Origin of the sequence: Roseovarius sp. S88 (assembly GCF_037023735.1) — a bacterium.
Lineage (GTDB): Bacteria > Pseudomonadota > Alphaproteobacteria > Rhodobacterales > Rhodobacteraceae > Roseovarius > Roseovarius phycicola.
The window spans coordinates 1,708,551-1,725,993 of record NZ_CP146069.1; the positions used below are offsets into that span (position 1 = coordinate 1,708,551).

Genomic DNA, 17,443 nt, shown 5'->3' on the forward strand with positions numbered 1-17,443 from the left:
GGCGCCCCCACAAGGGCTCACTCCGCCGCATCAATGATATGCGCAAATGAGCCATGCACACGGCCCTGGCTTAGGCCCATATCGGGCAGGGCGGTGCCCTCGGCATCTGTGGCGGAAAACAGCGGCGTGCCTTGCGCCTTCAGCGTTGAGGCATAGTGGAATTCATGCGCGGTGTAGCGTCCCCGAAAGGGGCCAGATTGGGCGGTTAGATGGCGGTAGCCCAGATGCAGCTTGCGGGCGGCAAAGGAGGTCTCTAACGGCAAAAGCCCCGCCATGGTGTGGCGCTGGCCATCTGCATCGACCAAGCCCTCCCCAAGCACCATGTAGCCGCCGCATTCACCATAAATATCAGAATGTTCAGCGGCATTCCTCAAGCTCGTCAGAAACCTGTCTGCCGTCGCCAGTCGACCGGCATGAAGCTCTGGATAGCCGCCGGGCAGAAAGACGAGCTCTGCCTTCGGCACGGCTTCATCGGCCAAAGGCGAAAAGACCTTGATCTCAGCACCCGCGGCGCGCCAATCGGCCAGCATATGCGGATAGGCAAAAGCAAAGGCCTCATCCTGCGCCACCGCGATCACCTGCGCGGGGGGCGTAAGGCCTTTTGCGGGCCGGGCATTGGGCAGATGAGTGCTCAGGTTCAACAAGGCCTGCTGATCCAAACTCTCCGCCAAAGCCTCCGCGGCTCGGTCCAGAAACGCCTCCAAGTCAGCGCGTTCGCCGGCCTGCACCAGCCCAAGATGCCGGGATGGCAGAGCAAGGGCCGCATCCCGGCGCAGCGCTGCCAGAATAGGCAAGCCCAGCGGTTCAAGCGCTCGACGCAGCATCGCCTCATGCCGATCACTGCCCACATTGTTGAGGATCACCGCCGCCACCCGCACACCAGGATCATGGCCCGCAAACCCTGCCACAAGCGGCGCAACCGATCCCGCCTGTTTGCCCGCATCCACAACCAGCACAACCGGCAAACCGAGCATCCGGGCCAGATCGGCCACCGCCCCTTTGCCCTCTGGTGGCGCGCCATCGAAAAGCCCCATCGCGCCTTCAACGATCAAAAGCCCGTCGCCTACCGCAAGCGCTTTAATCCGGTCCGGCGTCATCGCCCAGGCATCGAGGTTCATGCAAACCTTGCCTGATGCGGCCTCATGAAATTTGGGATCTATGTAGTCCGGCCCGGACTTGGTCCCGCGCACCGGCACAGCTTGCCGCGCCAAATGCCGCAGCAAGGCCAGCGTCACCGTCGTCTTGCCACTGCCAGAGGACGGTGCCGAGATGATCAGCCCTTGGCCCATGCGCCCAGATCTTTCACTGTTCCCAAAATACTCAAATCCATCGCAGGAAACGCGCGCATCGCCATGAAAATCAAGCGCTTTCCGCCGGTCGCCCCCGGCCGAGAGGATCGAGGTTGCGTGGCGCATGACCCTCCAGCATGGACTGCCAGTCGAGTGCCTGACGCATCAGCACCGAGCGTCCGACACACAAGACTGCAGGTGGCTCCAGCCCGCTGTCTTCAATATCTTTTGCCATCGCGCCCAGCGTCGTCTCCAGCACCTGCTGGTCACTCGTCGTGGCGGAACACACCACGGCACAGGGCTCATCTGCATCACGTCCGGCATCAAGCAAGGCGGACGTGATGGGGCCGGCATGTTTCATGCCCATATAGATAACAAGCACCTGGCTGCCTTCGGAGATGGCGCGCCAGTTGAGCGAACTTGGCGTTTGGCCCGATTGGTCATGGCCGGTGACAAAGGTCACCGATTGATTCACATCTCTATGCGTGACGGGAATACCGGCATAAGCCAGCCCGCCAATGCCCGCGCTGATGCCGGGGATAATGCGAATGGGCACACCGTGCTGCACCAGCGTCTGCGCCTCTTCGCCACCGCGGCCAAAGACAAAAGGATCGCCGCCCTTTAGGCGCAGTACCCGTTTGCCCGCTTTGGCCAAATCGACCAGCCGCAGGGAAATGTCGCGCTGCTTGGCAGAGGGCTTGCCGCCCCGTTTGCCTGCATAGATATGCTCAGCCTGCGGCGCCCAGTCGAGAATGCGGTCCTCAACCAGCGCGTCATAGACCACCACATCCGCCTGACGCAGGGCATTGAGCGCGTGCAGCGTCAATAAACCCGGGTCGCCGGGACCCGCCCCACACAACCACACCCAGCCGGGCAAAAGCACCGGCCAGTCGGCATTGGGCAGGGTCACAGACTCAGTCATGTCTCTTCTATGCCGGGCTTTGGCGGCGCTTGAAAGCCCTGGAACGACCGGTTGCACGCTAAGAGGCGACATTCGCGGAGTAATTTGGCCGTTGGCGTGGGCGCAGGCCGTGCCTATAGTCCGCGCGATATGGCTCGCAAACCCGATGGACCTTTACGCCGTGGCTGGACCACAGGCGCTTGTGCCACCGCCGCCACCAAGGCGGCGTTGGTGGGGCTGTGGGGGGCAGGGCGGCCCGATACGGTGGGCATCACGCTGCCTGGTGGAGAGCAGCCAGAGTTTTCACTGTCCCACTGGGCGGAGGGTCCAGATTGGGCCGAGGCCGGGATCATCAAGGATGCAGGTGACGACCCGGATGTCACTCACGGGGCCGAGGTGCGCGCCCGTGTCAGCGCCTCATCGGGTGGTGTAGTGTTTCGCGCAGGGGAGGGCGTGGGCACCGTGACAATGCCGGGGCTGCCGATTCCGCCGGGGGAGCCTGCGATCAATCCGGTGCCGCGGCAGTTGATGAGCGAGGTCGTTGAAGAGATGGCTGCGCGAACAGGCAATGCACCAAATATTGAGATTACCGTATCGATTCCCGGTGGGGCGGCGTTGGCGCAGAAAACATGGAATCCCCGCCTAGGCGTCAAAGGGGGGTTGTCGATCCTTGGCACGACGGGCATCGTCCGCCCCTTTTCCTGTGCCGCCTGGATTGCCTCGATCCATCGCGGCATCGACGTGGCGCGTGAAACGGGCCTCACGCATGTGGCGGGCTGCACCGGGGCCACCAGCGAGAAGGCGGTTCAGGCGCTCTATGATCTGCCCGACCACGCGATGCTGGATATGGGCGATTTTGCCGGTGGTTTGCTCAAGTACCTCGCCAAACATCCCGTTCCGCATATCACCATTGGTGGCGGGATCGGTAAGATGACCAAGCTGGCCCAAGGTGCGCGTGATCTGCATTCAGGACGCAGTCAGGTGGATTTTGATGGCTTGGCCGATGCATTGCGAAAGCCTGAGTTGGCTGGCATGAATACAGCGCTGCAAGTTTATGAAACTGTTGGGAAAGAGATGGCCGAATGGATAGCATCTTCAGCCTGTGAACAGGTGCAGTCCATGCTCCCCGATACGGTTTCTTGCGATGCTTTGGTCATAGATCGGCAAGGCGATATCATCGCGCGCGCCGGGCAGAGGCCGGGATCATGACGCTTTTGCTTTTGGCCGGAACCGGCGAGGCCAAGATCATCGCCCAAGCTTTGCACGACAAAGGCATCAAGGCACGTGCCTCGCTTGCCGGGGTCACCCGAGCACCGAGCCCTCTTGCGATTCCAACAGATAGCGGCGGGTTTGGCGGAGAGAATGGATTTAAGTCTTACCTGCAAACACATGATATTAAGTCCGTTTTGGATGCCACACATCCTTTTGCGGATCGCATCTCACACCGGTCTGAACGCATCTGTCGCGAGCAAAACATACCCTATTGTCAGCTCCTGCGCCCGGCATGGATGCCAGAGCCCGGAGACGACTGGATTTGTCTGGACCGTGAGGAAGAGGCGGCAGCGCATATTCCGGAGGGGGCCATCGTTTTCCTGGCCACCGGGCGGCAGACCTTGTTGCGGTTTGAGAACCTGGCAAACTGCACGCTCATCTGCCGCCAGATTGATCCCCCCGATGGTCCGTTTCCGTTTCCCAATGGACGATACTGCATCGGCCGTCCGCCGTTTTCCTTTGATGATGAAGTAAGTCTTTTCAAAGAGTTGGGGGTCGAGTGGTTGATCGTCAAAAATGCCGGGGGCACCATCCCTCGCACCAAGCTTGAAGCGGCACGCCATCTGGGCATTCGCGTGATCATGCTCAATCGCCCGGCGCAGCCCGACGCCAAACGCGTGACAACCGTCGAAGAGGCGTTGGCATGGGTGCAAAACCTATGAAAGAACGCATTATCCAGACACCCGACGATGTGGAAGAGGGGGTTCAGGAACTATGTAAAATCTGCCCTCGCATGGCCTATGCCTATGCTCAGACCGGCGCATTGCCGCTGCGGCGCAAGCCGGATGGGTTTGCCGAACTCCTTAGTGCGATTGTCAGCCAACAGGTCAGTGTGGCTTCGGCGCAGGCCATCTGGGGGCGAATGAAGGCTGCCGGTTTGACCGGGCCGCGCAAGATCATGTGGGCCAGCGATGATGACCTGCGTGCGGTGGGCCTGAGCCGTCAGAAGATGCGCTATGCGAGGGCGCTGGCCGGGGCAGGGATCAAGTACCGTTCTCTGCGAATGGCCCCCACGGAGGACGTGATTGCCACGCTCACCGAAGTGCCAGGCATCGGTGTCTGGACGGCAGAGATTTACGCTATGTTCTCATTGGGCCGCGCGGATGTGTTTGCACCGGGAGACCTGGCCCTGCAGGAGGCGGCTCGGGTTCTCTATGATCTACCTGAACGCCCTAAAGACCGGGCTCTGAGAGAGATGGCCGAGGCCTGGTCCCCCTGGCGCTCAGTCGCAGCACGGCAGCTTTGGGCGTATTACCGGGTGATGAAGAACCGGGAAGGGGTGCGGTGAAGATGCTGGGGTAGTCCGCTGTGCGGACAAAGCGGGCATATTCTCTTGCAGCTTTCGCTGACGCAGAAACCGCTCGCATCTGCGATATACGTTTCGCCGCGCTGCGGCCATTTTCGCCGAAGCGGTCTTTTGCCCTGCCAAAAAAGGCACCCGGACAAACCGTCCGAACACCGCAAGATAGTCGGCGAATGGACGTCCAGTTTCACATCGGCGTAATCACTGATCGTCGACACGCACAACCACCTCCATTGCGAGGAGATCGGTATCTTCTCCCTGGAAGCTGCCGGTTACCGGAGCGACCTGTAATATGTTCCGCGCAACGGCCACCGGAATCAGATTGGCCGACCCCACCGACCTGTTCGTAGGGTCGAACGGGATCCAACCGGTCCCGGGAACGAAGACTTCGACCCATGCATGTGTAGAGCCCGAGCCGGCAGATCCGAGCCGGTCATTACTGGGGTCGTAAAGATAGCCGGACACCAGACGCCCCGAAACCCAGCGTTCGGATAGCCTCGGCAAAGAGGACCGCAAAGTCGCGACACGAGCCACAGCCCCGGTCGAGGGTTTCGAGTGGTCCTTGCGTGCCTTCGCTCTCGCGGATCTCATATGTGATCTGCGCTGTTATGCCATTGCTGACGTCCTTCAGGAGCGACAGGGTATCCGTTGGCCTGTGCATCACTAATTGTTCGACCCAGTTTGACAAGCGCCCTGCGTCGTCTTGGTATTGTGGCGCAGAAAGCGCCCCGAGATCTGTCCAGTCTTCGGTGGAGTAGAGGAACGGGTAGGACGTCGCAGGGGCAGCAATTGGGAAGACGGGCCAGTCTGGCGCGTTCAGGATGGCGGTTGAGTGCGACCGGATCGAAAGCGTCTCCCTTGCGACATCGAAGTTGGCGATAGCGATGGCGTTTCCGGCGACATCGTGGGACCAGTCAATGCGGGCCGTCGGCGTGATCTCAAGATCGAAAGCCGTCAATGTAAGGTCCCGCGTTTCGCGAGGACGCAGCATCAGCCTGTGCGGTCCAAGGACCACGGCGGTGCGATAGCGATAGGTGGTCGTGTGTGCGATCGTGATCGTCGGCATGCAGCAGACCTAAGTCGACCGACGGCCGGAGCGAGACCGACCTTTGCTGGCGCCTTCGGGCACTGCCGCGCGCCATGCTGTCGTACCTTTGCACCTTGCACAGATGCGCTGGCCGAACCCCTCGCTCCAAAACGAAGCATCACAACGCAAGCAGAATCGCAGCTTCGGCACATCTCCAAGCGCGCGGCTGGGGTGATCCATAAGGGTGTCTTCGACTGGTGATCGCATTGGATCCTCGCGTGCATCTGACCTGTGAAATTGCGCCTTCGACGTCATTCGGAAACAGATGGCATGCGCGACCTTCTCAACATCCCTTCGTTTTCGGCGTCATGAATGTCCGAACGGTCCTGCCATGGCATCGGTTCGGTTCCGGTTTCGGGATCGAGCACATCCTTGTCTGTCTGTATCGTTCGCGTTCCCGAGTAGAGATGGCGCAGTTGCGCCTCCGAAACCCCGTCCGCCTGCATGACCAGTTGCACCATCGGATCGTCCAGCATGTCTTCGAGAAAGACCTGCGAGAGGTCCTTACCGGACAGTTTGTCTTTCGCACGGGCACGGTCGAGGTCCGCCAGCGACACGGACAGACTTCGCGTCAATCCCGGATGGGACAGGCGTCGATGCAGATGGACCACGACTGAGGCCTTCCAGGCTTCGGGATCCTTGTGATCGGGCGGTGAGGCGAGCTCTGTCTCGATATCATACTCGCCGGCAGGAAGCGTTTCGTCGAAGCCGGGAAGATTGAAAGGCCGGTCAAAAACCGCGACTGTCTTGGAGGTTTGGTCGTCCATTGCGTTTGATCCTTTCAGTTTAGTTGCTGCTCCACGGCATGGAGCAAAACCAGCCCCTTGCGGTGCATGCTTCAGGTTTTCTTCGGACCCGTAGAACCCGGTTTCGAAGCAGTGTCCGGCGCTTTGATTGCCGGTTCTTTTTTCAACGGTTCCATAGGTTTGGGTTTCAGTATGGCAGCAGCTCTGGTCGTCAGGTCTTTGAAAGACATGAGTTTCATCCTTTTTGGGTTTTCCGCTGGAATTTCCGGGCCTCAATCAGGCTCGAATTCTCGAATGCGGCTTACTTGTATATGTGTATTGACCGGCCCTATTACGATGGCGCGGTGTCGGAAAAGTCTGCGAGATATGACTTTCGTAGTTCACGCGGTCGATCAACTGGGCGTCATACCAGCGTCAGGTAATGTTGGGTCTCGCAGTCATTGAAACTTCCGTTCACCTTTTGCTTGCCATGAACGGTCTTTGCGACATCCGGGGCGCTCATCGCCCGCATAAGCGCACTGTAATTCACCCCCATCTTCATCTCGGACCCAACGGGCACGGCAGTTTTCCCTGTATCGACCACGGTGTGGTCGCAAGTCGCACCGATGAGTATGATTCCTGAGGGAAACTTAAGGCCGCTTGTTTCGGTATCTTGCTGCCCGACAGCAAGGACAGTTCGGGCTCGCAGGTCATCACTCCGAACCAATTTCAACATCCCACGCTCCGGAGCAATTGACGCAGGTGGTATTGAGCTTGGCTTGTCCCTGGCTTCGATCACCTCGGCAAAAAGGGCAAAGGCGTCCGTATGAAGGCCGGCTATCGGATGCCCTGTCACGGGGTCGGTGCCCAATAGGATCGCCTCACCCAGGCGGAGGTTGTTGACCCGCCCGGTTGAACCTTCACCAAGCGCCCATGGCAAATTGGCCGAGCCACCTCCTGACACAAGCTCGACAAAAGGTCCGCAAGCGCCTTCGACTTGGTCGGCCAGTCTCGAGAGCATGGCCATGTCGCCGCCCGTCGGTGCCGCGTTGCCCATGCAGGCAAAATTCGCAGCGATGCCTTTGAGCGCGACACCAGGTGTTGCGATGACGCGAGCGGCGCACTCGTTGAGGTTCTCCGGCAAAATGCCTTCGCGCATATCCCCCATTTCAGCCAATAAGATAACATCGTGCGAGGTACCCAGTTTCTTTGCGGCGGCGCCAAGCTTCCGGATTGTGTCCATCTCCGTGTTGTAGCTCGCGTCACAATGCTGGATTGCGTCTTCCATCTCGCTAAGTAGCGGCGCGCGGATCATCGAAATTGGGCAATTGATCCCTGCGATCCGCATCCGAACGACATTTGCGATGCGTGCGTCGGCCAGACCGACAACGCCACCGTCCAGCATCGCCCTGGCTATGTCAGGATGCCCGCACACTGCCTTGGTTACACCGGTGACCGAGAGTCCACGGGCGCCAAGACGACGGACGAGACATCGCGCGTTTGCCTGGATCTTGCCCAGATCAATCTCCACACGCGGCGTGGTCATTCCGCGGCCACGAGAGGCACGGGCCGCAACTGTGGAAAGGCGGTCAGGACCATGTCGGTCAGGTGCACCTCCGGCCGGGTCAGCGCGTCCGTCACCGGAACTCCGAGATCGCGTGAAAGACTGTCGATTGCACGATCGACCTCGGCGTCCGTCATCGTTTCGTGATTGATTGTGACACCAATCACCTGTGTGTCTGCAAAAGCTTCGATGAGGGCGATTTCGCTTTTCGGCTCGGGCATTGGCATGGTGGGAAAGTCGCAGCGGTGGGCACGCTTGGGCGCATGTTGAAGAACGACAGCATGCGGCTGGCTGCCGCGAAGAATGAACGCCGATGTGCAAAAAGCCGGATGGCTGAGCGCGCCTTGTCCTTCGATCAGGATGACGTCTGGTTCGTCGCCGTGAGACGCCGCGACAATCACGCGTTCAAGTTCCCCGCAGCAAAACTGCGGTGGCACGGCGTCCATGGCAATCCCGTATTTCGCGCCCTGCATGAGCCCCGTCTGGCCGGTGCCAACGAGAACCGTCTTGATGCCACGCGCGTTCAACACCTTGGCCAGAACGGTCGCTGTCGTCCGCTTGCCAATTGCACAATCCGTTCCCAGTACGGCGATGCGGATTGCCTTCACCTTGGACACGCGTCCATCAAACAGGCGCATATCCTTGCTTGGTCGGGGTTTACGGATATCGCGGATCGTCACGTTGGCTGCGTGAGCAGCGCTCGAGATCTCGGGATCATCACCAAGGTATTCGTGCAGACCGCTGACGATGTTCATGCCGAGAGCGATTGCATCCAGCACAACCTCTCGATCTGTAGGTGACATCCTCCCTGTAGAGGGGGCCATCCCATAGATCAATGTGTCGGGGATTTGCGCCGCTCCTGTAACAGCAGCCTCGAGGTCTTCAACAATGGGGATGGCGTTACTCACATTGTCCAGCACCTGCCCGCTGTCGCGCCCTTCAAGTCTGCTGTCTATGACCGAAAGAATGCGGTAGGCTTGGCTGTGACGGACAAGCCCATTTGCGGTCTTCCCGTCGACTTGCCCGAAGTTCCCTTCACAATAGACAACCGCTGTGGGCACCCAGTTTGTTATAGCTTTTCTGCCGCAAGTTCGACGGGATGCGGATACGTCAGGTGGGTCTTGCGGGCCTATCACTGACAGCCTGGCCGTCAGGTTTTCTGCATTTTCCGATTCCATGATTATTCCTTTACAAAGCGGGCCCGTCGGGTCCGATCAAAAGATGAGTTCGGAAGGAACGCCGCATTTCAGTCTGGATTGCGCGCGTTAGTCGTTCAGGACGCAACCCCCCGCGATCGCTGAAAATTCCTATGGCACTCCCACCGGTTTCCCGATCGGTCGAGATGCGCATTTTCAGGGAGGTCAATCGCTGTGCAGCCATCGTCAGACTGTGCAAAGCCGCGATTACACTTCCAGCCTGGGCCATAGCTTGCATCGTAGAAATAGGCATTCTCCGGAACGACGACAGCCTCACAGGTATCTTCGCGTTCGAAGTAACCCCGCTCACATGTCCATGGCTGTCCGTACCCAGCTCCGTTCAGAAAGGCATTCTCGGGAACGGCAATAGCAATGCATGTGTCGCCTTCGATCTCATAACCCCGATTACATAGCCAGACAGACCCATATACATTGTCGGCCAGATAAGCGTTTGGAGGCAGATCGATCTCTAGGCAAAGATCGTCAACCTTCATGTAACCACGAAGGCAGTTCCATCTCTTCCCGGACGGGTCGAGATATCCGCCATCGGGCACAACGACCTCAAGACACGTCTCGTCATCGACCTCCTGAAACCCGTGCAAACACTCCCAGCCTGCGCCATAGGTTCGGTTGGTGGCATAGGCGTTCTGCGGGACGATGATGGTTAGGCAGGTATCACCGTCACGCCGGTATCCACGATCACACTCCCATCCCTCGCCATAGCTTTTGGGCCGCGCATTCGCGGGCATCGGGGCCGATTGAGATTGGGCGAAAGACGGCGATCCGATCGCGATGAACGCGACAATGGCGACCGCAAGGAATTCCGTGAAAAACACTGTGGCGAGCACGCCTAAGGTGCTCTTGGACGAAACAGGCGACAGTTTGAGGTCATTACGATGCATCAAGGTCGAGACCTTCGATGCAAGCCTGCGCCAGATCGCGGTTCGGGCCATCTGATCCGGGCATCGTTGCCCAACCGGTTTCCATCACAGCGTCGCGCCGCTTGAATGACGACGCCTCACGGATCGTAACCAGCTTTGCAATGCGTTCATTGTCAGTGCGGGACATGTCAAGGCAGAAGGGCACGAGCGCTGCGATAACGCTGTCCTCCGCCATCTCACTCGCCATCTTCTCGGCGCTGCTTCCGGTCACCCATCCTCCCCACGAGAATCCAACGATGCCGACAAACGCCGCGCCAAGGAGCGCGCCGTAGATGCCGGGTTTCAGCCATTCGGGTGTGGTCATTTCGTGTCCTCCAGCGGGGAAAGCGCCGCTTCGCTGTCATTGGTGGTTTCGGAGAGGGCCCGATCACATGCGATGGCATGTTCGAGCTCCTCCTTTGTGGTCATTTGCATCGTCGTTTGTCCCGCATGGCTCCCGCGCCCCCGGATCATCAGGTATGTCGCGGTGCGCCGGTAAGCCTCGAAGCTGAGGCCTTGTATAAGCTCTTCTTCGACAAGGATTTCATATGTGCCGGGCGGAAGCTCTAGCTGGCTGTAGCCGATCGTGAAGTCGTTTGAAAACGTCACCGTTGATCTGGTCGAACGCGTGAACAACCCGGGTCTCCATTGAAAAGATGTTGGACTTTCCGCCGTCGCCATCGTGGCAAACGTCAAAAAGAATACCTCGCCAAGGCAAGGCTGCTAAGTGCACATTATCCGAGCCCATGCGGGGCGATGCTGATCGAGGTTAGCCCCCGCCGGGTTCTTTGCTGTCAGGGTGGTAGGTAAAGCCGTTCCGCGGTTTCAGACACCTCCGTGCAAGTCTTAGCATCAGTCTCACGCCGAAAGGAAACCAGTGTCCGCCTCAGACGTACTTCACCCGGATGGCAGTGACTACGATGCCTTTCTTTTTGCGGAAGTGGGCGAGGACAGAACCGGTGCGGCCGTTACGGTCTTGTCAGCGCTCGCGCGCCTTGACCTGGAACCATGGACCGAGGCGCGTGAGCTCTCACAATTGTGCCCGGATGACGCGCAAGTCCGACTGACGACGCATTTTGAAGCGATAACCGACATTCCGGCGCTGGCGCTGGCTAGCGAGAGCAGAGCAGCAAAGCTGCTGTCATTGTTGCCGAAGCGCGCACCGCTTCGTGATACGAAATCACTCGAAACAGGCACCATCAGTTTTCCAAAGCTTTCGATGTCTTGGACAATGATGGCCTTCATAGGCGTCGTGGTTCTAACATGGTTCTTCTATCTGGCTCAAACGGGCTAACCCATGTCAGTGCGGCGACGCAGAGAATCCGGAAAGATGAACCTGTCCACCGCAAGTTAAGGTGGCATTTCCCGAGTATCTCAGAGGCGCGGGAAACATGTAGTGCATTCCTTCGTACTGTATGTTCCTTGCGCCTCTTTTCCTCGGACCGTCCAGGAAAGGGCAATTCCATGAGTGAAGAAAACCAAACCCAGGAAAACCAGACCGTGAAACACATGGCCTCGGTCAAGGCTGCATGGGACAAGGCGCCAGAAGGCCCCAAGAAGGCCGCAGCGCTAAAGCACTATCAGGCCGCTGAAAAGGCCCATGAAGCCGAAAACGACGAAGAGGCACACAACGAACTCAAGCAGGCAAGCCGCGCATTGGTGTAATGTCAGTAACTGTGAAAAGACTGCAGGGCCGCCCAAAGCCTGACTTGGGGCGGTCGTTTCACGGCAAAAGAGGTCGTGACTGATCGAGATAAGCCGGATCGAAATCCGCCAATGCAACCAGTCCCTCGTAGTCATCGAACGTAACAAGCCCGCTCTGAAACGTGACGAGCCCGCCTTCGCGGAGCTTGCGAAGGACGCGGTTAACGTGGATGGCGCTTAACCCCAACGCATCAGCCAGATGATACTGCGTGAGCGGGCAGGCATAGCCTTGCCGACTTCCCATACCGACGAGGGACAGTCTCACGCCAAGCTCCAGCAGGAAATGCGCCATGCGTGCATCCGCATCGCGCCGCCCCAACCCAACCAGATGCTCGACAACCATCGCCTCATCCCGCGACACGGCCCAGAGAATGGCCGTAGCCAGCCGGGGTGTCTCTGCAAAGGCTTGCAGAAGATCGCTCCCCAGGACTTCCGCAGCTTCGATCTCGACGATTGGCTCAATCCCATGATCGGACGTGTGCAAAAGCACGCTGCGCAGCCCCAGAAAATCCCCCGGTATCTGGAAATCAACGATCTGCCGCGTCCCGTCAGCCTGTATCTTGTAAGAAACGACCCAGCCCGCCGCCAGGATGTATGCTGCCTGTTCGGATTGGCCCTGGTGAACCAAGTCGCGCCCAGCAGAGAAAGATTTCCTCCGTTGGTGCAAACGCTCAAGAACGGCCAGCTCAGTCTCCGACAGTGCAACAAACGCGGAGAGCTTTTGGGTGAGTGGACTGGCTTTGATGTTCATCATCGGTCCCTCCCGAACCGGCTCGTACTCATGGAAGAATTCGGCGCCGACACTGCTTTCGATCAGTACGGGATACCAAACTCTTTGTGAATTTAGGGCGATCAAGACCCAACCCGGTCGCAAAACAACGAACGAAAGAGGAATGCCCCGATGTCAGAGCAACGAGACGCCGCAGGCATGGCCGCCCTTTCGATTTGCGAGGCGCTCCTACTTGCCCTGCAAGATCGCAATCTACTGCCGGAACGCGAGATCGTGGGGGTTCTTCGGGATGCGGCTGCGACCCACGAGAATGCTCAAGACCCGGAGGACGAGCGCAAATTGCATGGGGCAGCCGCCAAACTGATCAACGAGATCATCATTGGCGGCAACCTATCGCAACGCTCGTAACGCCGACCCTCTTACGCTGGATATGAGCGAAGCCTAAATGCTCAATCGCGCCTCTCAACTCGTTTTCAGATCTGTCGATTCGGTCTTTGATTCAGGAGGCTGTTCTATTGCACTCCGCAACTGCTTGTCTTTTTCTTGAGAGGCCTTTTTGTCGGCGGCCTCTTTCTTCGCCAAGTCGTTGAACGACATTCTGGCTTTCCTTTTCTGGCTGCCAGGGTATCCAGCAGCTTGTGATCTTTAGGGGATAGAAGCTCCTTTGGCAAAGGAAATACTGGCGATTAGTTAGCCCGCACCTTGTAACATTGCCAGGAAACCACCACATACAACTTGCTACTGAACTCCATTCGACCCTCTGTTTTCCTTTACCGGCTCACAGCGCTAGACACTGTTGTGAGAAGCCGGGTTGCCGCATGTCGCGGGCAGCGATTAATCAAGGAAAATTCACATGGCCAATGGCACAGTGAAATGGTTCAACGCCACCAAAGGCTTCGGCTTCATTGCACCTGACACAGGAGGCAAGGATGTGTTCTTGCACATCTCCGCCCTCGAGAAGTCGGGGATGACTACTTTGAAAGACGATCAAAAGGTGACCTTCGATGTCGAGGCCGGCCGCGACGGCCGCGAAAGCGCAACCAACATCGCGCTTGCCTGAACAATGCAACGGGGCGCTCCTACGGAGCGCCCCATCGCCATGAGAAAGCCATCCAAAACGACCCAACCGGAACGAGACGCCCTGGAATGGACGCGCCTTATGGCGCGATACCGCACACCGAACACGGCCCGAAGCCTTTTAGAGCTGTTTGTCACGGTTACGCCGTTTGTCGCGATTTGGGCAGTGGCCTGGTGGATGCTGTCGGTCAGCACCGTGCTGGCCGTCATTTTGGCATTGGGAAACGCGGCCTTCCTGGTCCGTCTTTTCATGATCCAGCACGATTGTGGCCACGGGTCCTTGTTTCGCAGTCGGAGCGCGTGCGACTGGTTGGGACGTGCAATAGGCGTGGTGACGCTGACGCCCTATGATGTCTGGCGCGAAACCCACTCGATCCACCATGCGACAACCGGCAATCTGGACCGTCGGGGCATTGGCGATCTGCCGACGATGACTGTCAGAGAATATCGGGAAAAGGGGTGGATCGGCCAGAGCTTGTACCGCCTTGTCCGCAATCCGGTCTTCCTGTTCGGGGTCGTGCCATTTTATACCTTCTTCATCCAGAACCGGCTGCCGGTCGGTTTGATGCGATCAGGCTGGCACTATTGGCTGAGCGCGCTCGCGACAAATGCAGCTATCGCCGCTGTCCTGGCAACGCTCGTCTGGTTCGGCGGTTGGCATGTACTGGTGTTCGTGTTTCTTCCGACGATGTTTCTCGCGGCGATGACCGGCATGTGGCTCTTTTACATTCAGCACCAATTCGAGGAAACCAGCTGGCAACGCGACGAGGATTGGAACATTCATGAAGCAGCGCTGGAGGGTAGTTCACACTATGCGCTGCCCGGCATTCTGCGCTGGATCACCGGGAATATCGGCGTCCACCACGTTCATCACCTGGCGAGCCGAATCCCATTCTACCGTCTTCCCGAAGTCCTGCGCGACCATGACGCTCTCGCCAATGTCCGGCGTCTCACCTTCCGTGACAGCCTGCGCTGCGCAATGCTGGCGCTTTGGGATGAAAAGGGCCGACGGCTGGTCTCCTTCGCCGAAGCACGGCGGCTGACCCCGTAAGGCGGTCACATCGACACGCGAAACTCAATAATCCAGAAAAGGGTTCCCCATGACAGGTTCCAATGCACAAGGCAGAACAGATGCCGGCCATGACCTCTTCAAAGGCACGACCAAAAAGAGGAAAGACAAGGCCAGTAAGAAAGACACACCGCCCCCGATCCAAGTCGGCGAACATGGCAGATATCAGATCAAGTCGGGCCTCCTCGCCGGCAAATTCGTGGCCCGCGCATTTTCTAAACCGCCAACGAAGGCGCGTGGCATGATCGCCGAGGCCACAGGTGAGACCGAAGAAGCCGCGATCACCGCTTTGCACTCCGCCATCGATGCGCGTGAAGTCCGCAGGAACGAAGACCGAAGAAAGGATCCTCGTACAGGGACGCTGGTACCGTGTACCGACGAATACGTGGAAGCGTTCAATTCTGTAAACCTGACGCGTCCTCAGCGCGCCATGTTGATGGCGTTGTCGCTGGCGGAAGATAACGGGTTGGCAGAGGAAAAGGTTGCGGATGCTGGCAGCTATAAGTCCGCGAACTCGGCCAAAAAAGCTCTGGCAAGCGCGGGTCGTATGATTGCTGGATATCTGTCTTCAAAGACCGGTTCCAAGATGCCTTCAAAGAGTTTGGATGGAACTGCGCTAATTGGTTTTTGCGGTGACTCCGGACAAGAAGATAAGCCCGGGAACTGGATTCTGCACCCCGAACTTTGCGCCGCCATCCGTATCGCTACATGAGCTAAAAGGGTTGGCCGTTTGAGTGATTGCCCACTTGGAGCTGGCAGCCAATTCATCCTACTTTATTTTGTCCGGGATAGTTATGGTGAGCGGACGTCAAATAGATTTTGGCGGCGCTGGTCATTTTTTGTCAAACCTGATGCTTGCAGCGGGTTGGCCTGCAAAGGCGAGCGGGATCAGCCGCTCGCCCAATGCCTAAAGGTCAATACTTTCGGCGATACTCAGCGCATCTTCGAGTTCAACTCCCAAGTAGCGCACTGTGCTGTCGACCTTTATATGTCCTAGCAAGAGCTGAACCGCGCGCAGGTTACCTGTTTTCCGGTAGATCTCAGCAGCTTTGGTTCGGCGAAGCGAATGTGTTCCGTATCCGCTTGGTTCCAGACCAATTGACGACACCCAATAGTGTACCAACCGGCCATATTGACGGGTTGAAATATGCGGTCGATCGTGGAAGCGGCTGGGAAACATGAACGAGCAAGCCAACATCTCGGGTGACTTGACCCAAGCCAGGACAGTTTCCCTTGTGTTTTCCGTCAGTTCAAACCGAACGGGCCGCTTGGTTTTGCTCTGAATGACCGAAACACGTTCTCGGAGGCGATCTTCTTTGACCAGATCGACCACAGAGAGCCTGACCAGATCACATCCACGTAGCTTGCTGTCGATGGCAACGTTAAAGAGCGCCAGATCGCGAAGGTTGTTCGCCAGTTCCAGTCGCGCTCGGATGGCCCAAACCTGTTTTGGTAGCAACGGTCGCTTCTGGCCGACGATCCGCCCCTTGTTCCAGGCTTTACGTTTCGGGGTGACAGCAGGAAGTTGGACTCGAGGCATGATTTGCCCTCCTTGCCGCCCTCCAAACCCAAGCATCAGCACCGCGCTGACGTTGGAATGCTACTTGCAAACCTGATTGTATTTGGCCTGCCACCAGCGGGTTTGTACTCCAAACTTTGTAGCAGCCCGAATGAATGGCCGAATTCACCGCTGCCTTGCCGCGCTGAAATCTAAGCGCTTGCAGCAATTTCCGTGCTGCGAGCGCGCGCAGCGAAGGATCAAGACTTCTGCTGTGGGCTCTCACCCGCCATTCGCTGATCCCAGACTTACACGTCCAAAGACAAATCCCTGCATGATACTTAACGCTCTCGACTGAGCTGTTGAACACAGTCCGTTAAGACCGTACACCCCAAGGGTCAACCGAAAAGGGGCTCCACATGACACGCGTATTGAATGCTGGCCGCAAAGAGCCTTTGTCGGGCACCACCCGGTCTGTCGTGGTGTTCCTGCATGGCTATGGCGCCAATGGGGCCGATCTTTTGGGGCTGGCCGATCCATTGGGCGAACATCTGCCCGATACGCTGTTTGTCGCACCGGACGCCCCCGAAACGATCCCCGGCGCGCCCTTTGGATTTCAATGGGCGCCGATCCCATGGATTGATGGCTCCAGTGAAGAGGCGGCGGAAACGGCGTTTCGGGCCTCTGCGGCAGATGTGAACGCTTTTCTCGATGCGCTGATGGTTGACGAGGATGTGTTGCCCGAGCAGGTGGTGCTTTTTGGCTTTTCCCAGGGCACGATGATGGCCCTGCACGTGGCCCCGCGGCGCGAAGATGCCGTGGCAGGGATCGTGGCCTTCTCTGGTCGCCTGTTGCAGCCTGATCTGCTCGCTGATGAAGTGGTCAGCCGTCCGCCTGTGCTTTTGGTGCATGGCGATGCAGATGATGTGGTGCCGCCGCAATCCTTGCCGGAGGCCGCCGAGGCGTTGCAGGGCGCTGGGTGGACCGATGTCTATGCGCATGTGATGAAAGGCACCGGCCACGGGATTGCGCCAGATGGGCTTTCCGTCGCACTGGCCTTTATGCGCGACAAGCTGGGGCTTTGAGGCGCGGGTTCATGCCGCCTGTG

23 protein-coding genes are annotated in these 17,443 nt (G+C 58.3%); 10 read left to right on the plus strand and 13 right to left on the minus strand.

The window, feature by feature from the left end; all coding sequences use genetic code 11:
• Window positions 1-17 precede the first annotated feature (17 nt).
• Complete coding sequence (locus RZ517_RS08660) at window positions 18-1,289, minus strand: cobyrinate a,c-diamide synthase (RefSeq protein ID WP_338551127.1); 1,272 nt, start codon at window positions 1,287-1,289, stop codon at window positions 18-20.
• A gap of 70 nt (window positions 1,290-1,359) precedes the next feature.
• The gene (cobA, locus tag RZ517_RS08665) at window positions 1,360-2,211 is read right to left on the minus strand and encodes a uroporphyrinogen-III C-methyltransferase (RefSeq protein WP_338551048.1); all 852 of its coding nucleotides are present in this window, start codon (window positions 2,209-2,211) and stop codon (window positions 1,360-1,362) included.
• Window positions 2,212-2,340: 129 nt separating this feature from the next.
• Between cobA and RZ517_RS08670 the strand changes: the two genes are divergently transcribed.
• From RZ517_RS08670 to RZ517_RS08680, 3 genes are read left to right on the plus strand one after another with little or no spacing between them, the layout of a single operon-like run.
• Complete coding sequence (locus RZ517_RS08670; protein ID WP_338551049.1) at window positions 2,341-3,399, plus strand: cobalt-precorrin-5B (C(1))-methyltransferase; 1,059 nt, start codon at window positions 2,341-2,343, stop codon at window positions 3,397-3,399.
• The gene (locus RZ517_RS08675) at window positions 3,396-4,124 is read left to right on the plus strand and encodes a cobalt-precorrin-6A reductase (RefSeq protein WP_338551050.1); all 729 of its coding nucleotides are present in this window, start codon (window positions 3,396-3,398) and stop codon (window positions 4,122-4,124) included. The genes RZ517_RS08670 and RZ517_RS08675 overlap by 4 nt, the downstream gene beginning before the upstream one ends.
• Window positions 4,121-4,750 carry a DNA-3-methyladenine glycosylase family protein gene (locus RZ517_RS08680; protein ID WP_338551128.1) on the plus strand — a complete coding sequence of 210 codons (630 nt, stop codon included), beginning with the start codon at window positions 4,121-4,123 and terminating at the stop codon, window positions 4,748-4,750. The genes RZ517_RS08675 and RZ517_RS08680 overlap by 4 nt, the downstream gene beginning before the upstream one ends.
• 216 nt (window positions 4,751-4,966) lie before the next feature.
• Here the strand turns inward: RZ517_RS08680 and RZ517_RS08685 are convergent, their stop codons facing one another.
• The 8 genes from RZ517_RS08685 to RZ517_RS08720 form a co-directional block, all read right to left on the minus strand.
• Window positions 4,967-5,299 carry a transglutaminase-like domain-containing protein gene (locus RZ517_RS08685; RefSeq protein WP_338551051.1) on the minus strand — a complete coding sequence of 111 codons (333 nt, stop codon included), beginning with the start codon at window positions 5,297-5,299 and terminating at the stop codon, window positions 4,967-4,969.
• Window positions 5,202-5,831, minus strand: coding sequence for a transglutaminase family protein (locus tag RZ517_RS08690; RefSeq protein ID WP_338551052.1), 630 nt, complete (start codon window positions 5,829-5,831; stop codon window positions 5,202-5,204). The genes RZ517_RS08685 and RZ517_RS08690 overlap by 98 nt, the downstream gene beginning before the upstream one ends.
• 272 nt (window positions 5,832-6,103) lie before the next feature.
• Window positions 6,104-6,619, minus strand: a complete 516-nt coding sequence (locus RZ517_RS08695) for a hypothetical protein (RefSeq protein ID WP_338551053.1) — start codon at window positions 6,617-6,619, stop codon at window positions 6,104-6,106.
• 382 nt (window positions 6,620-7,001) lie between these two features.
• The gene (locus RZ517_RS08700; protein ID WP_338551054.1) at window positions 7,002-8,123 is read right to left on the minus strand and encodes an alanine/ornithine racemase family PLP-dependent enzyme; all 1,122 of its coding nucleotides are present in this window, start codon (window positions 8,121-8,123) and stop codon (window positions 7,002-7,004) included.
• Complete coding sequence (locus RZ517_RS08705) at window positions 8,120-9,202, minus strand: DUF1611 domain-containing protein (protein ID WP_338551055.1); 1,083 nt, start codon at window positions 9,200-9,202, stop codon at window positions 8,120-8,122. The genes RZ517_RS08700 and RZ517_RS08705 overlap by 4 nt, the downstream gene beginning before the upstream one ends.
• A 212-nt stretch (window positions 9,203-9,414) precedes the next feature.
• Window positions 9,415-10,239 carry a hypothetical protein gene (locus RZ517_RS08710; RefSeq protein WP_338551056.1) on the minus strand — a complete coding sequence of 275 codons (825 nt, stop codon included), beginning with the start codon at window positions 10,237-10,239 and terminating at the stop codon, window positions 9,415-9,417.
• Window positions 10,229-10,582, minus strand: coding sequence for a hypothetical protein (locus tag RZ517_RS08715; protein WP_317057206.1), 354 nt, complete (start codon window positions 10,580-10,582; stop codon window positions 10,229-10,231). Before RZ517_RS08715 ends, RZ517_RS08710 begins: the two co-directional genes overlap by 11 nt.
• Window positions 10,579-10,893 carry a hypothetical protein gene (locus tag RZ517_RS08720; RefSeq protein WP_317057205.1) on the minus strand — a complete coding sequence of 105 codons (315 nt, stop codon included), beginning with the start codon at window positions 10,891-10,893 and terminating at the stop codon, window positions 10,579-10,581. Before RZ517_RS08720 ends, RZ517_RS08715 begins: the two co-directional genes overlap by 4 nt.
• A 241-nt stretch (window positions 10,894-11,134) precedes the next feature.
• Here RZ517_RS08720 and RZ517_RS08725 point away from each other — a divergent pair, with 241 nt between their 5' ends.
• Both RZ517_RS08725 and RZ517_RS08730 read left to right on the plus strand, forming a co-directional pair.
• Window positions 11,135-11,551: a hypothetical protein gene (locus RZ517_RS08725; RefSeq protein ID WP_338551057.1), complete on the plus strand. Its 417-nt coding sequence runs from the start codon at window positions 11,135-11,137 to the stop codon at window positions 11,549-11,551.
• A gap of 170 nt (window positions 11,552-11,721) precedes the next feature.
• Complete coding sequence (locus RZ517_RS08730; RefSeq protein ID WP_338551058.1) at window positions 11,722-11,922, plus strand: hypothetical protein; 201 nt, start codon at window positions 11,722-11,724, stop codon at window positions 11,920-11,922.
• A gap of 58 nt (window positions 11,923-11,980) precedes the next feature.
• On the opposite strand, the gene RZ517_RS08735 is transcribed toward RZ517_RS08730, so the two are convergent.
• The gene (locus tag RZ517_RS08735) at window positions 11,981-12,715 is read right to left on the minus strand and encodes a Crp/Fnr family transcriptional regulator (protein WP_338551059.1); all 735 of its coding nucleotides are present in this window, start codon (window positions 12,713-12,715) and stop codon (window positions 11,981-11,983) included.
• Window positions 12,716-12,862: 147 nt separating this feature from the next.
• Here RZ517_RS08735 and RZ517_RS08740 point away from each other — a divergent pair, with 147 nt between their 5' ends.
• The gene (locus RZ517_RS08740; RefSeq protein ID WP_338551060.1) at window positions 12,863-13,099 is read left to right on the plus strand and encodes a hypothetical protein; all 237 of its coding nucleotides are present in this window, start codon (window positions 12,863-12,865) and stop codon (window positions 13,097-13,099) included.
• Window positions 13,100-13,153: 54 nt separating this feature from the next.
• Here RZ517_RS08740 and RZ517_RS08745 read toward each other — a convergent pair whose 3' ends face one another.
• Window positions 13,154-13,288, minus strand: a complete 135-nt coding sequence (locus RZ517_RS08745) for a hypothetical protein (protein ID WP_338551061.1) — start codon at window positions 13,286-13,288, stop codon at window positions 13,154-13,156.
• A gap of 256 nt (window positions 13,289-13,544) precedes the next feature.
• Between RZ517_RS08745 and RZ517_RS08750 the strand changes: the two genes are divergently transcribed.
• The 3 genes from RZ517_RS08750 to RZ517_RS08760 are packed head-to-tail and all read left to right on the plus strand — an operon-like array spanning window position 13,545 to window position 15,549.
• The gene (locus tag RZ517_RS08750; RefSeq protein WP_317057200.1) at window positions 13,545-13,751 is read left to right on the plus strand and encodes a cold-shock protein; all 207 of its coding nucleotides are present in this window, start codon (window positions 13,545-13,547) and stop codon (window positions 13,749-13,751) included.
• A 39-nt stretch (window positions 13,752-13,790) separates the two neighbouring features.
• Entirely contained in the window at window positions 13,791-14,819 is a 1,029-nt protein-coding gene (locus tag RZ517_RS08755; RefSeq protein ID WP_338551062.1) for a fatty acid desaturase, read from the plus strand.
• Between the two features lie 49 nt (window positions 14,820-14,868).
• The gene (locus RZ517_RS08760; RefSeq protein WP_338551063.1) at window positions 14,869-15,549 is read left to right on the plus strand and encodes a hypothetical protein; all 681 of its coding nucleotides are present in this window, start codon (window positions 14,869-14,871) and stop codon (window positions 15,547-15,549) included.
• Window positions 15,550-15,744: 195 nt separating this feature from the next.
• On the opposite strand, the gene RZ517_RS08765 is transcribed toward RZ517_RS08760, so the two are convergent.
• Entirely contained in the window at window positions 15,745-16,377 is a 633-nt protein-coding gene (locus RZ517_RS08765; protein WP_338551064.1) for a tyrosine-type recombinase/integrase, read from the minus strand.
• Window positions 16,378-16,754: 377 nt separating this feature from the next.
• On the opposite strand from RZ517_RS08765, the gene RZ517_RS08770 reads away from it, so the two are divergent.
• Entirely contained in the window at window positions 16,755-17,420 is a 666-nt protein-coding gene (locus RZ517_RS08770; protein WP_338551065.1) for an alpha/beta hydrolase, read from the plus strand.
• Window positions 17,421-17,443: the final 23 nt, after the last annotated feature.